This window comes from Leclercia sp. EC_58, assembly GCF_019584355.1.
In the GTDB taxonomy this organism is placed as follows: domain Bacteria; phylum Pseudomonadota; class Gammaproteobacteria; order Enterobacterales; family Enterobacteriaceae; genus Enterobacter.
The window spans coordinates 4,498,308-4,512,333 of record NZ_VDAM01000001.1 but is presented as its reverse complement, the minus strand read 5'-3'; the positions used below and the strand labels follow the sequence as shown (position 1 = coordinate 4,512,333).

The following is a 14,026-nucleotide window of genomic DNA, read 5'->3' as shown; positions in this document are numbered from 1 at the left end:
TGCTAATCAGTTATACTGTTGCCCGTCGTCCATCAGGACTGCCTTTTCAGGCCAAAATTTACTTGTTAGCTGAGTCAGGAGATGCGGATGTTAAAGCGTGAAATGAACATTGCCGATTATGATGCCGAACTGTGGCAGGCTATGGAGCAGGAAAAAGTACGTCAGGAAGAGCACATCGAACTGATCGCCTCCGAAAACTACACCAGCCCGCGCGTGATGCAGGCGCAGGGCTCTCAGCTGACCAACAAATACGCTGAAGGTTACCCAAGCAAGCGCTACTACGGCGGTTGCGAATATGTCGATGTGGTTGAACAGCTGGCAATCGATCGCGCAAAAGAGCTGTTTGGCGCTGATTACGCTAACGTGCAGCCGCACTCTGGCTCTCAGGCTAACTTCGCGGTCTATACCGCACTGCTGCAGCCGGGCGATACCGTTCTGGGTATGAACCTGGCGCAGGGCGGCCACCTGACTCACGGCTCTCCGGTTAACTTCTCCGGCAAACTGTACAACATCATCCCTTACGGTATCGATGAGTCCGGTAAAATTGACTACGCCGACATGGAGAAGCAGGCCAAAGAGCACAAACCGAAGATGATCATCGGTGGCTTCTCTGCCTACTCCGGTGTCGTTGACTGGGCAAAAATGCGTGAAATCGCAGACAGCATCGGCGCATACCTGTTCGTCGATATGGCACACGTTGCCGGTCTGATCGCCGCAGGCGTTTACCCGAACCCGGTTCCACACGCTCACGTTGTCACCACCACCACCCACAAAACCCTGGCCGGTCCACGCGGTGGCCTGATCCTGGCGAAAGGTGGCGACGAAGAGCTGTACAAAAAGCTGAACTCTGCCGTCTTCCCAAGCGCACAGGGCGGCCCGCTGATGCACGTGATCGCGGCGAAAGCCGTGGCGCTGAAAGAGGCGATGGAGCCAGAGTTCAAGGTTTACCAGCAGCAGGTTGCTAAGAACGCCAAAGCGATGGTGGAAGTCTTCCTGAACCGCGGTTACAAAGTGGTCTCCGGCGGGACTGAAAACCACCTGTTCCTGCTGGATCTGGTTGATAAAAACCTGACCGGTAAAGAAGCTGACGCTGCCCTGGGCCGCGCCAACATCACCGTGAACAAAAACAGCGTACCAAACGATCCGAAGAGCCCGTTTGTGACCTCCGGTATCCGTATCGGTTCTCCGGCTGTCACTCGCCGCGGCTTTAAAGAAGCGGAAGTTAAAGAGCTGGCGGGCTGGATGTGCGACGTGCTGGACAACATCAACGACGAAGCGGTTATCGAACGCGTGAAAGCGAAAGTGCTGGAAATCTGCGCTCGCTTCCCGGTTTACGCATAAGTCTACCTCGCAGAACAAAAAGGCCGCGCAAGCGGCCTTTTTTATGGCTAACGCCGGTCGATGGAGATAGCGCCCGGCCCGGCCACCGCCAGCAGCAGGAATCCGCCAGCGATGCTGATGTTCTTGAAGAAGTTAATCATGTTAGGCATCACCGCATCGCCACTCATATCCCAGTAGTGGTGCCCAATCAACGCCGTTCCCAGCGTATAAAAGACAAACAGCACCGCCAGCGGGCGGGTAAAAAAGCCGAGCACGATAAGAATGGCGGCGGGCACTTCCATGATCACCGCCACAATGGCCGCCAGCATTGGCATTGGAGCGCCCAGCTTCACCATATACTGCACCGTGCCGTCAAAACCGAACATTTTAGGCACGCCGAAAATAATGAACAGAAGGATAAGGGCGAGACGGGCAATCAACAGGATCAGCGCCCGGGACTGACCAAAATCGAAATACCGTAGTGTGTTCATGGCAGGCTCGTTTGGGGTGGGATTTATCTTAAAGCTAATACACAAATTGCCGCCCCGCCATTCCGCTTTTCGCCATAAATCAGCCATCAGGATGATTTAAATTCCCCCCATTTCAGCATGTTCTCCGCTAGCCTTCCGCCAGCGCGTCCTCAACGAACAGAAAGCCAATGCCGATAATCTGCTGCTGCCGGGTTAAGCCGCCAAAGGCGATTTCCGTTTGCCGGTTACGCACCGCATCGCCATGATCGAAGGGGGTAAATCCAATCTGGCGATTGATGGTCTGCAGCCAGCGTTCGCCAAAGGCGCAGCTGCGGCCATAGAACCAGATTTGGTTGATATTAAGGATGTTGAGCAGGTTGTAGAGCGTCAGCCCGATGGCGTTGGCGGCCTCGTCAGCCCAGCGCTGAATTGGCGCGTTCCCCTGACGCCAGGCCTCAATCAGCTGCAGGCTGGTGAGGCTATCCGGGTCAAGCCCGAGGGTGCCGGGCTGGGATTTCAGCCATAAACGCGCCTGTTTTTTAAGGGCCGACAGGGAGGCGACCGTCTCCAGGCAGCCGTAACGTCCGCAGGCGCAGGCCACGCCGTCGCGATCGAAAATGGTGTGGCCGATCTGCCCGCTGCCGTTAAGCGTCCCGCGATAGACCTGGCCGTTAATCACGAACGAGGAGCCGATACCGTAATCGACATTAATCACGCAAAAATCGTCGCGGTTGGCCGGGTTTTGCCACTTCTCCGCCAGCGCCAGCATCACGCAGTCGTTATCCACCTTCACCGTAATGCCCAGTTTTTCTTCCAGCAGATACTTAATCTCAACCGGTTTTTTCCACGGCGCCTGGGGCATCATCTGCGACACCCCAGTGGCCGTATCGACCTGGCCGTGGATCCCCAGCGCCAGATTGATGCGCTGCCCCGGCCACTGTTTGCGCTGCTGCTGCCACAGGTTCTCAATGGCCTGTAACAACGCTTCGGGCGTCTGTGCGTTCACGTCAGTCCAGCGAAACTCGCCTAACGGCGACATGCGGGCGTCGATCAGCTGGCTCTCAATGCTGGTGGGGCTGACATTCATGCAGAGTATTAATGGCCCCTCATCGGGGATCTGATAATGGCCGCTGTTCATTCCCCGGGTGCTGAGGTTTTCACTGGAATGCCCCAGCTTTTTGTCCGCCACCAGCTCATCCAGGATCTTGCTTACTGCCGGAATAGAGAGCCCGGTGTGTTGGGCCAGTTGGGATTTGCTCAGGCGCTTGTAGCGCCAGACCAGGGACATGATCGTGCGACGGTTATGCTGTCTTACCCTGTGATTGTTCAGACCGGATAGCTGCATTCACTAAACTCCGTTAATTATATTGCGTGAGCATTACGCAATCAGCGCGCTGAATTCCTCTCTACACTGCCATCTTATCGCTTTTTACTGTTATTTGTTTACTGGAGAGTGAATATGTCTGGAGCAGTGAAGGTCTGGCGGGAGACCGTAGCATTACCGACGTGGACCACCGGCGCAGAAGATACCAACCCGATGTTCCTGGAAAAGCGCGTCTATCAGGGCTCCTCTGGCGCGGTCTATCCCTACGGCGTGACCGATACCCTGACCGGCGTTCGCGAAACCCGCGATTACCAAGCCGTCTGGATGGAAAACGACTTCATCCGCATTATGCTGCTGCCGGAGCTGGGGGGACGTATTCATCGCGCGTATGACAAAGTCCAGCAGCGTGATTTCGTCTACTACAACGAAGTGGTGAAACCGGCGCTGGTGGGGCTGCTGGGGCCGTGGATCTCTGGTGGCATCGAATTTAACTGGCCGCAGCACCATCGCCCAACCACCTTTATGCCTGTCGACGTCACCATTCAGGAGCAGGATAACGGGGCGCAAACCGTCTGGCTGGGCGAGGCCGAGCCGATGCGCGGCCTGCAGGTGATGACCGGGTTTACCCTTTACCCTGACCGGGCATTGATTGAGATCACCGGCAAAGTCTTCAACGGCAACGCCACGCCGCGCCACTTCCTGTGGTGGGCAAATCCGGCGGTGAAGGGTGGGGACGATCACCAGAGCGTCTTCCCGCCGGACGTCACGGCGGTATTTGACCATGGCAAGCGCGCCGTCTCCGCCTTCCCGATCGCCACCGGCACCTACTATAAAGTCGATTACTCGGCGGGCGTGGATATCTCCCGCTACAAAAACGTGCCGGTGCCAACCTCCTACATGGCGGAAAAATCGGACTACGATTTCGTCGGGGCATACCATCACGGCGAGCGCGGCGGCTTGCTGCACGTGGCTGACCACCATGTGTCGCCGGGGAAAAAGCAGTGGACCTGGGGTCATGACGATTTTGGCCGTGCCTGGGATCGCAATCTGACCGATGAAAACGGCCCCTATATCGAGCTGATGACCGGGGTGTTTACCGATAACCAGCCCGATTTCACCTGGCTTGCACCCTACGAAGAGAAGATCTTCGTGCAGAACTTCCTGCCCTATAGCGAACTGGGACAGGTGCATAACGCCAACACGCAGCTGGCGCTTAAGCTGGAACGGCGTGAGCAGCAGCTTCACCTCGGCCTCTACGCCATCGCACCGCTGCATGATGTGCGGCTCGAGCTGACCGCCGAAGAAAAACCGGTCTGGGAGACGCACCTGACCCTGATGCCGGGCGAAAGCTGGCAGCAGGCGCTGCCGGATACCTGGCCGCAGCGCTTAACGTTGAGGGTGAAAGAGGCCTCGGGCCGCACGCTGCTCCACTACCAGGAGCATATCCCCCAGGAGACGCCGCTGCCGGATCCGGCCACCGCGCCCGCCATGCCGGAAGAGATCAGCAACAGCGATGAACTCTATTTTATCGGGCAGCATCTGGAGCAGTACAACCATGCCAGCCGCTATGCGGAAGATTACTATCGCCGGGCGCTGGCGCTGGATGCTAACGACTATCGCAATAACGTGGCGCTGGGCACGCTGGCGCTCAACCGTGCCGACTGGGCGCTGGCGCAACGCTGCGCCGAAGCCGCGCTGGTTCGCGCCCATCGTCTGAATAAAAACCCCCGCGACGGCGAAGCCAGCCAACTGCTGGCGACGGCCCTGGAGCGGCAGGGGCAGGACGCCGCCGCATGGGATCACTACTACAAAGCCTCGTGGAGCGGAAACTGCCGTGATGCGGCTTTCTTATCCCTGGCGCGGCTGGCGATGAAGCGCGGCAACTGTGTCGACGCGCTGGAAAAAGTTGATATCAGCCTTAACGTCAACGCCAGCAACAACCTGGCGATGGGGCTGAAAGCCCTCGCGCTGGCAGAGGTTCAGGGCGAGGGCGCAGCGCTGGACTACATTCAGCGCTGCCTGCAAACCCATCCTCTGAGCTACGCTCTGCACTATGTCCGCTGGGCAATCAGCCGGGATGATGCTGCCCGTGACCAGCTGCTGCAGGTAACCGGTCGTCGTGGGGCCAATGCCTGCCTGCTGGCGGGCTGGTTGATCTCAATGGGCATGCGTGACGCCGCCCGGGAGATGCTGGATCTGCTCGACAGCCAGGAGACGTTGCCCCAGCTGTGGCGGGCCGCCTTAAGCGACGATCCTGCTACCCGTGCCCGCTATATTGCCGCGGCGCGGCGCTGCGAGGCCAACCGGGTGCGTTTCCCGAATGCGCTTGATGAAGTGCAGATGCTGCAAACCCTGCACGACGACCCGTATGCCTGCTATCTGCTGGGCTGCTTCTGGTACAGCAAACGCCGCTATGACGATGCGGTGAAATGCTGGCAGACCACGCTGGCGCAGGAGCCGGAGTTTGCCCCTGCCCACCGCCTGCTTGGGATCTACGCCTGGAATAAACAGCACAACCTGGCGCTGGCGGAGCAGTGTCTGCAGCGCGCCGTGGCCCTGGAGCCGGACAATCCGCGTTTCCTGTTTGAGCTTGATTATCTCAATAAGCTCACCGGGCAGCCGGTGGCGAAACGCCTTGCCATGCTCACCGAGCGGGAGCGGGAGCGCGTGGCGCTGAAGCGCGATGACCTCACCGCAGAACTTCTGAGTCTGTGGAACGGTTCCGGGCGCTATGATGCTGCGGCGAAGGTACTTCAGGAGCGGCAGTTCCATCCGTGGGAAGGGGGTGAAGGCAAAGTGACCGGGCAGTATCTGCTGAACCAGCAGCATCGTGCCCTGCAGCATATAAGTCGCGGGGAATTCCAGGAGGCGATGGCTCTGCTGCAGGCGGCATTGCACTATCCGCACAACCTGGGGGAGGGGCGTCTGCCGGGGCAAACCGATAACGATATCTGGTATCTGCTGGGGTACTGCCATGCGCAAAGTGGCGCACATGCCGACGCGCAACGCTGTTTTGCCAGGGCGGCACAGGGCGGCTCCACTCTCGATGCCGGACGCTACTACAACGATCAGCCGGCGGACTATCTGTTCTGGCAGGGGATGGCGCTGCGCCAGTTGGGCGATCCCGCCGCGGCGGAGCGCCACTTCCAGGGATTCCTGGCGTGGGTGCAGGCCCATCGCGACGACCTGCCCGAAGCGGATTTCTTTGCAGTTTCGCTCCCGGATCTGGTGGTACTGGATACGCCAGCGGGTCATCAGCACCAGCAGCATTGCCTGTTCATTGAGGCGCTGGGCTATGCAGGGCTGGGCGACCTCGCGGCCTGCAAACGCCTGTTGGGGAACTTACTGGCGCTGAACCCGGCCCATGACAAAGCGCATCTGATTCAGCATGCGCAGGCCACGGGCATTTTCCATTAACTGACCTCGCAGGTGGGGACCCACCTGTTAACCCTCTGTACCCTGCGTTTCCCTTAAAGAGGAATCAACATGAATAATAGCGCGCAGACACAACTGAAAATGGGCTACGTCTGGACTATCTGTCTGGTCGCCGCCTGCGGCGGACTCCTGTTTGGCTACGACTGGGTGGTGATTGGCGGGGCCAAACCCTTCTATGAAGCCTGGTTCTCCATTACCGACCCGTCGCAGTCTGGCTGGGCGATGAGTTCCGCCCTGGTGGGCTGTATCTTCGGGGCGTTGATCTCCGGCTGGTGTGCCGATAAATTTGGCCGCAAGCGTCCGCTTATCCTCTCGGCGGTGCTGTTCAGCGCCTCGGCGTGGGGCACGGCGGTGGCGGGCAGTTTTGATATGTTTGTGGTCTGGCGCATCGTCGGCGGCCTCGGCATTGGCCTGGCCTCCGCCCTCAGTCCGCTCTATATCGCTGAAGTCAGCCCGGCGGAAAAGCGCGGTCGCTTCGTAGCCATTAACCAGCTGACCATCGTGGTGGGCGTGCTGGCCGCACAGCTGATTAACCTGATGATTGCCGAGCCGGTAGCGGCAGGTGCCACCCAGGAGGCCATCGTTCAGACCTGGAACGGGCAGACCGGCTGGCGCTGGATGTTTGGCGCTGAGCTGGTGCCGGCCCTGGCATTCCTGGTGCTGATGTTCTTTGTCCCGGAATCGCCGCGCTGGCTGATGAAGGCGGGCAAGCCAGAGCGTGCGCGCGCGATGCTGGAGCGTATTGGCACCCCGGCGTACGCCAGTCAAACCTTAAAAGAGATCGCCCACACCCTGGAGAAAGACACCCACAAGGTGGCGTTCTCCACGCTCCTGCAACCGCAGGTCAAACCGATTGTCATCATCGGCATCGTGCTGGCGATGTTCCAGCAGTGGTGCGGGATCAACGTGATCTTCAACTATGCCCAGGAGATCTTCGCCTCCGCCGGGTTTGATATCAACGACACCCTGAAATCGATCGTGGCGACCGGCATCATTAATCTGGTCTTTACCCTCGCAGCGCTGCCGCTGGTGGATAAGATTGGCCGCCGCAAGCTGATGTTGCTCGGCGCCTCAGGCTTGACCATTATCTACGTGCTGATTGCCAGCGCCTACGCCATGAATATCATGGGCTGGCCGGTGCTGCTGCTGGTGCTGGCGGCGATTGCCATCTACGCCGTGACGCTGGCGCCGGTCACCTGGGTGCTGCTGTCGGAGATCTTCCCCAACCGCGTGCGCGGCCTGGCGATGTCCGTGGGCACGCTGGCGCTGTGGATCGCCTGCTTCCTGTTAACCTACACCTTCCCGCTGCTCAATGCCGGGCTGGGTGCGGCGGGGAGCTTCCTGCTCTACGGTGTGATTTGCGCGGCGGGCTATCTCTACATTCTGCGTAAAGTGCCGGAGACCAAAGGCGTGACGCTGGAGGCGCTGGAGGCGCAGCTGGAAAAACAGCACGGCAAGGTTGCCTCCGCAAATCATGCTGAGCGCGTGCACTAATGGAAACGTTGTTGATTGAAAACGCGCATCTACGGATGCGCGTCAACCCGCAGGGCGGCGGGTTACAGGAACTCTTTTCCCTGACCTGCGGGCAGCCGGTGTTATGGGATGGCGGCGACAGCGCGCTGTTTCCGATGGTGCCGCTGGCAAACCGGGTGGCGGGGAATCGCTTCCGGTTTCAGGGGCGGGAGGTGGTGCTGCCGCAAAGTCCGGTTGATGAGCGCTTCTTCCTGCACGGTGATGGCTGGCAGTCGCGCTGGCAGATAGCTTCGCATTCCGACACGGCGTGCGTCCTCACCTTGCGCAGCCAGCATCAGTGCGGTTTTGATTATCAGGCCTGGCTGCGCTACCAGCTGCGCGGGAACGTTCTGCGGGCGGAGCTGACGCTCACCCATCTTGGTCAGGCGCCAATGCTGTACGGCCTGGGCTTTCACCCGTGGTTCTGTTTTGATGCGCAAAGCCGCCTGCGCTTCTCCGCCAGCGGCTACTGGCCGGAAGGTGAACACCATTTACCGCAAGCCTGGCAGAGCGATATCCCGGCGGATATCGATTTCAGCACGCCACGCCATGGCGGCGATCGCTGGCTGAATGTCGGCTATTCCGGCTGGAACGGGGTGGCGACGCTGGAACATGATGTGATGAATATCACAATTACAGCGCAAACTCCGTGGCTGATGCTGTTCAGAATGTCGGGGCAATCGTTCTTATGCCTTGAGCCCCAGAGCCATCCGGTCAATGCCCACCATATGGCCGGGCAGCCTGGCCTGGTGGCGTTAGGCCGGGGAGAAAGCAGCCATTTTGCGATGGAAATTGCCGTCGAAAAGGCGCTCTGAAACTGTTAAACCGCGGTTAATACTCCCTTGCGCCAGCCCGTTTTTGCCGCCAGACTATCGCCTCCAAAACGGGAGGGATTCATGGTTTTGCATTCCACACGCTGGCTGGCGCTCAGCTACTTCACCTACTTTTTTAGCTACGGTATTTTTCTGCCTTTCTGGAGCGTCTGGCTCAAGGGGATTGGCCTTACGCCGGAGATGATTGGCCTTCTGCTGGGCTCGGGCCTGGTGGCACGTTTTCTCGGTAGCCTGCTTATTGCGCCGCGCGTCAGCGATCCCTCCCTGTTAATCAAAGCCGTACGCGTGTTGGCGCTGCTCACCCTGGTGTTTATGGCCGGCTTCTGGGTCAGCCAGCAGTTTGCCTGGCTGATGGTGGTGATGGTGGGCTTTAACCTCTTCTTCTCGCCGCTGGTTCCGCTGACCGACGCTCTCGCCAATACCTGGCAAAAGCAGATCACCATGGACTATGGCCGGGTGCGGCTGTGGGGCTCGATTGCCTTTGTGATTGGCTCGGCGCTGGTGGGCAAACTGGTGAGCCTCTACGACTACCGCGCGATTCTGGCGCTGCTGAGCGTGGGGATCCTGTCGATGCTGCTTGGCATGCTGTTACGCCCGTCGGTGATGCCGCAGGGGGAGAGCCGTCAGCAGGAGAGCGCAGGCTGGCCCGCCTGGCGATCGCTTGTTGCCCAGAGCTGGCGTTTTCTGGCCTGCGTCTGTCTGCTGCAGGGGGCGCACGCCGCCTACTATGGCTTCAGCGCTATCTACTGGCAGGGAGCCGGGTATTCAGCCTCCGCTGTCGGCTATCTCTGGTCGCTGGGCGTGGTGGCGGAAGTGATCATCTTCGCCCTCAGCAACAGGCTGTTTCGCCGCTTTAGCGCCCGGGACCTGCTGCTGTTATCGGCTGTCTGCGGGATTGTACGCTGGGGTCTGATGGGCTGGACCACGGCGCTGCCGTGGCTGATTGTGGCGCAGATCCTGCACTGCGGCACCTTTACGGTGTGCCACCTGGCGGCGATGCGCTATATCGCGGCGCGCGAAGGCAGCGACGTGATCCGCCTGCAGGCGGTCTACTCCGCCGTGGCGATGGGGGGCAGTATTGCCATCATGACCGTGTTTGCCGGTTTCCTTTACCAGCATCTGGGTCACGGGGTCTTCTGGGTGATGGCGCTGGTGGCGCTGCCCGCGGTTCTCCTGCGTCCGCGCGTGGCAGCGCGCTAAGTTTCCAGCATGGCGCGAATATGTTCCTGCTGCTGCGCATTCAACGCCTCGACGGCATGGATGAGCGGCGGCGAGAACAGCGGCAGGGCGGTGGTGTAAGGTGTGACCACCAGGGCCGCTTCGCGCGGGGCGCCATCCTTCTGAAAAGACTGTAGCGTTACATAGCGAATGTTCAGCGGCAGCAGGGTCAGTTCCCGGAGCTGCTGTTCAATCAGCTCCTCGCATGCTTTATCCTCACCGGTCAGCAACACCACCTGCTTTTCATGCAGATCGGTCTCCTGCATCAGCCAGGCGCCAAAGATCACCGCCACCAGGCTCGCCTCCTCCTCGGAGAAACGCAGGCCGAATTCGGACTCCAGCTCAAACAGCACCTCCCGGGTGGTACGCATCAGGCGCGGATAGAGGCGGTGGATCTCCTCCGGCAGGCTGTTGTCGATGCCAATGCCAAACAGAGAGCGGTCCAGCGCCTGGGCAAGGTGGATATAGAGCTGAGCGGTCAGTCCCTGCTCGTCACTGAAATGCATCCCCGTTTGCCCGCGGAAGCGGTCGATCATCCGGGTAATGGCGCGGCGCAGGCGCTCATCTTCCTGGTGCGCATCGCGCAGCGGATCGGGGGTACGCAACATCATAAACAGCAGAGCCAGAAACAGCTGTTCATCCGCGTGGGGAACCTGCACCACGCGGCGCTGCCAGTGGCGTACAATCTCCTGCGCCATCAGATATTCGTTACGCGACTGGGTCCAGTTACGCTGAACCACAGTAAACTGCGGCGTCTGGCCCAGATGGTGCTGGAGCAGGCAGTATTGCAGGTAGAGCTGTAAAAACTGCGCGTCACGGCATTCAAACTGCCGTTGCAGGCGGCGGGAGCAGAAATTGACCAGCGCCTGCAGGTTAGTGTCGTCATATAACGTGCGGGCGATGCCGAGCTGCTTTAGCGCGATCTTCAGAGATGGGGTAAACTGCTGCGCGATGAAGTGGGGGCAGAGGCGTAACGCCCGGCGCAACCAGTGCAGCAGGCATAAGCGTTGATTAAGGTGGCTACCTTCCAGCAGGTAGCAGCCATCATGCTGTGTCGCAATGTCGAGCTGGTGATAGCGCTGGATCTCCATGCGCATCTCGTCGATATCCTGCCGGCAGAGGGCATCATCGACACCATTGATTTCACCGATGCTTTGCAGGGTGGCGCGAAAGCCTGGCACATAGAGCATCAACAGAACCTGGCAACGGCGCTGCGAACTGGAAAGTGCAGATGGCATTTCGAGAGTCGTCATCATCTGTCGGGTTCCAGTGAGTGTGTTTGATAAGAATAGCTAAAGGATGTACGCCATAGCACGGGATGCCGGGCTTTCCTTCAGGAATGCGGGTGAACATCACAGAATTTTTGACGTGAGGATGAGATGCAAATAGTTAAACGCAGCGCAACTGCGCTTTTTTTGGCGGTTTTGTCTTTTTCCGCCGTCGCGCACCCTCACAGCTTTATCACCCTGAAAACGCAAATCATGGTGAAGGATGAGCAGGTAACCGGCCTGAAAATGCGCTGGGTGATGGACGAGCTAACATCCGCCGATCTGCTTTATGATGCCGGGAACGCAAAGCCCGGGGATGAAATCTGGAAAAAACTGGCGGCGGAGGTCATGGCTAACGTGCTCGGCCAGCACTACTTTACCGAGTTCTGGCATAACGGGGAGAAGGTGAAATTTCTTAACCGCCCCACTCAGTACGGTATGAGCCGCGTGGATCACCAGGCGGTGCTGACCTTTATTCTGCCGCTGGCGGAGCCCCAGCCGCTGGCCGGACAAAAGTACACCTTCTCGACCTTCGATCCCTCTTATTATGTCGACATGAGCTATGCCGAGGATAATGACGTGACGCTGCCTGACGGCCTGAAAAGTCAATGCGCCCTGACTATCGATACCCCGGAGCCCAGCGACGAGACGCTCAACTTTGCCAGCTCGCTGGATAAAGACGATGCCCCGCCGGAAGATATGAATCTCGGCAAACAGTTTGCCCAGACGGTGACCTTACAATGTCAGTAATGCGCGCGCGACGTGGGTGGGAGCTCTGGCCGCTGGGGCTGTTCCTCGTTGTGGCAGCGGCGGGGGCCGTGTGGTTATGGCAGGCGTGGCCGCAGGTGATGCGTCAGAGCATTCTCTGGCAGCGGGATGTCAACCAGCAGATGAGCGGTTTGCTGAAAGCGGTGGCCGACAACCCGACGGCAGCAGGCGGAACACTGCTGATCTTCAGCTTCCTCTATGGCGTGCTGCACGCGCTGGGGCCGGGGCATGGCAAAATTGTGATCACCACCTGGCTTGCCACCCACCCCTCAAAACTGAAATCGAGCATCGGCTTAACCCTGGCCTCCTCTTTATTACAGGGGGGCGTGGCGATCGCCCTGGTGGTGGGGGTATTAATGCTGCTGCGGCTCCCGGCGCGGGATCTGCATATGAGCAGCTTCTGGCTGGAGAAGGGCAGCTACGCCCTGGTGGGCGTGCTGGGGATTATGCTCTGCTGGCGGGCGCTGAAAAAACTGCGTGCCTTGCTGCGCAAACCGACCTTCAAAGCCTTTACCCCACACCACGTTCATGATGCAAACTGCGGCTGCGGCCATCAACATCTGCCTACGCCGGGGCAGATGCAGGGCGCGGATGACTGGCGGGCGCGGCTGATGATTATCCTGTCGATGGGGATGCGGCCCTGTTCCGGGGCCATTATGGTGCTGCTGTTCAGTAAGGTGATCGGCGTATTCAGCTGGGGTGTGGCCTCGGCGCTGGCGATGGCGGCAGGAACGGGGTTAACCATCTCTTCACTGGCACTGCTGGTGCACGGCTTTCGTCATCTGGCGGTCAGGCTCAGCGGCAATAAAACGCCGGTGCTGTGGCGACAGGTCGGATGGACGACGCTGGCATTAGCGGGCGGTGTGATGTTGCTGGTGGCGGCGGTCATCATGTGGCTGAGCGCGGTGCCGGTGGGAAGGGGGCTAAGGCCGTTTTAATCGTCCCTGCCGGGCAAAAATCCCAAAATGGCGGGACATGATTGCCGCTTCGACAGGGCTGTTTTAGTTTGCAGCTTTGCTTTCGGGTCATGACAAGGAGTCACGATGACCGATCATAATGCTTCTCTTTCAACACGCTATCTCTGGTTCGCCGCCGGGTCCGGCCTGCTGCTCGGCCTGGTTATCGTCTTCTTCTGGCCCGAACTGGCAAGCTGGTGGCCTGAAGATCTTCCCCGCATCTATTCCATCCTCTATTTTCTTATCGGTATGGGGCAAACCAGCATCGACACGCTTCCGCTCGCGATGTACGGCAAGCTGCTGGTGGCCGGTTTTGTGCTGGCGTTTCTGCATCCCGGCTACAGCAAAATACCACTCGTCGCCTGGATGCTGCATAACCAGCCTTCGGCCAGGCAATTTTTTGACTGGATAGTGCGCAGTTGGGTCCTGCAGTGCGGGTTTTTTGTCATCGTTTTCTGGCGCATCGGATTTACGCAGAATCTCTCCCACGAGGCATTGCTGCGCTTTGGCGCAGCGTTCAACTACGTCTGCTATTTCGCCACGCTGGTACTGGGCGTGTTACTGGTGCGCGATGCCCTGTGCTGGCGGAAAAGCGCTGAAAGTCCGCGAAGCAATATTCGGCTGCCGCTGATTTTCGCGCTGAGTTTCTATATGCCGTCACAGATCGTATGGCTACTGCTGGGGGCGCGGGAGTATGATTTGATCCTGACAGGATGGCTATTGTTTGTGCCCGTCATGATTGGCGTGCTGTTAGCCAGACTGGCGACGGGCGGTATCGCCTGTTTGCTGCATCAGTGGCTGGGGGAGGTGCGGTGTCAAAAAGGGTGGCGGTATTTTGCGCTGTTTAACGGCATGGTGGTGCTGGTGATGGTCACCAATACCTTCATTCGTATTCTGCTGTCACTGCTGAAGTAATCGTTAA

General features: G+C 59.1%; 11 protein-coding genes. 8 read left to right on the top strand and 3 right to left on the bottom strand.

Annotated elements, in window-relative coordinates; genetic code table 11:
• Positions 1-87: 87 nt before the first annotated feature.
• Complete coding sequence (gene glyA, locus FHC51_RS21875) at positions 88-1,341, top strand: serine hydroxymethyltransferase (protein WP_220436593.1); 1,254 nt, start codon at positions 88-90, stop codon at positions 1,339-1,341.
• Positions 1,342-1,388: 47 nt separating this feature from the next.
• Here glyA and FHC51_RS21870 read toward each other — a convergent pair whose 3' ends face one another.
• Both FHC51_RS21870 and FHC51_RS21865 read right to left on the bottom strand, forming a co-directional pair.
• Positions 1,389-1,811, bottom strand: coding sequence for a DoxX family protein (locus tag FHC51_RS21870; protein ID WP_103180736.1), 423 nt, complete (start codon positions 1,809-1,811; stop codon positions 1,389-1,391).
• A gap of 127 nt (positions 1,812-1,938) precedes the next feature.
• Complete coding sequence (locus tag FHC51_RS21865) at positions 1,939-3,135, bottom strand: ROK family protein (protein ID WP_103824608.1); 1,197 nt, start codon at positions 3,133-3,135, stop codon at positions 1,939-1,941.
• 114 nt (positions 3,136-3,249) lie between these two features.
• On the opposite strand from FHC51_RS21865, the gene FHC51_RS21860 reads away from it, so the two are divergent.
• The 4 genes from FHC51_RS21860 to FHC51_RS21845 all read left to right on the top strand — a co-directional run bounded on the left by FHC51_RS21860 (position 3,250) and on the right by FHC51_RS21845 (position 10,094).
• A complete protein-coding gene (locus FHC51_RS21860) occupies positions 3,250-6,531 on the top strand; it encodes a DUF5107 domain-containing protein (protein ID WP_220436592.1) in 3,282 nt (1,093 codons plus the stop codon).
• 69 nt (positions 6,532-6,600) lie between these two features.
• A complete protein-coding gene (locus tag FHC51_RS21855) occupies positions 6,601-8,043 on the top strand; it encodes a sugar porter family MFS transporter (protein ID WP_220436591.1) in 1,443 nt (480 codons plus the stop codon).
• Positions 8,043-8,876, top strand: coding sequence for an aldose 1-epimerase (locus tag FHC51_RS21850; RefSeq protein ID WP_220436590.1), 834 nt, complete (start codon positions 8,043-8,045; stop codon positions 8,874-8,876). The genes FHC51_RS21855 and FHC51_RS21850 overlap by 1 nt, the downstream gene beginning before the upstream one ends.
• Before the next feature lie 81 nt (positions 8,877-8,957).
• Complete coding sequence (locus FHC51_RS21845; protein ID WP_220436589.1) at positions 8,958-10,094, top strand: 3-phenylpropionate MFS transporter; 1,137 nt, start codon at positions 8,958-8,960, stop codon at positions 10,092-10,094.
• Here the strand turns inward: FHC51_RS21845 and csiE are convergent.
• Positions 10,091-11,368 (bottom strand): stationary phase inducible protein CsiE, encoded by a 1,278-nt coding sequence (gene csiE, locus FHC51_RS21840; protein ID WP_103824612.1) that lies wholly within the window; start codon positions 11,366-11,368, stop codon positions 10,091-10,093. The two genes, FHC51_RS21845 and csiE, sit on opposite strands and share 4 nt — an antisense overlap.
• Positions 11,369-11,491: 123 nt before the next feature.
• Here csiE and FHC51_RS21835 point away from each other — a divergent pair, with 123 nt between their 5' ends.
• The 3 genes from FHC51_RS21835 to FHC51_RS21825 all read left to right on the top strand — a co-directional run bounded on the left by FHC51_RS21835 (position 11,492) and on the right by FHC51_RS21825 (position 14,019).
• A complete protein-coding gene (locus FHC51_RS21835) occupies positions 11,492-12,130 on the top strand; it encodes a DUF1007 family protein (RefSeq protein ID WP_114314223.1) in 639 nt (212 codons plus the stop codon).
• Entirely contained in the window at positions 12,121-13,086 is a 966-nt protein-coding gene (locus tag FHC51_RS21830; RefSeq protein WP_220436588.1) for a nickel/cobalt transporter, read from the top strand. The genes FHC51_RS21835 and FHC51_RS21830 overlap by 10 nt, the downstream gene beginning before the upstream one ends.
• A gap of 105 nt (positions 13,087-13,191) precedes the next feature.
• Entirely contained in the window at positions 13,192-14,019 is an 828-nt protein-coding gene (locus FHC51_RS21825) for a hypothetical protein (RefSeq protein WP_220436587.1), read from the top strand.
• Positions 14,020-14,026 lie beyond the last annotated feature (7 nt).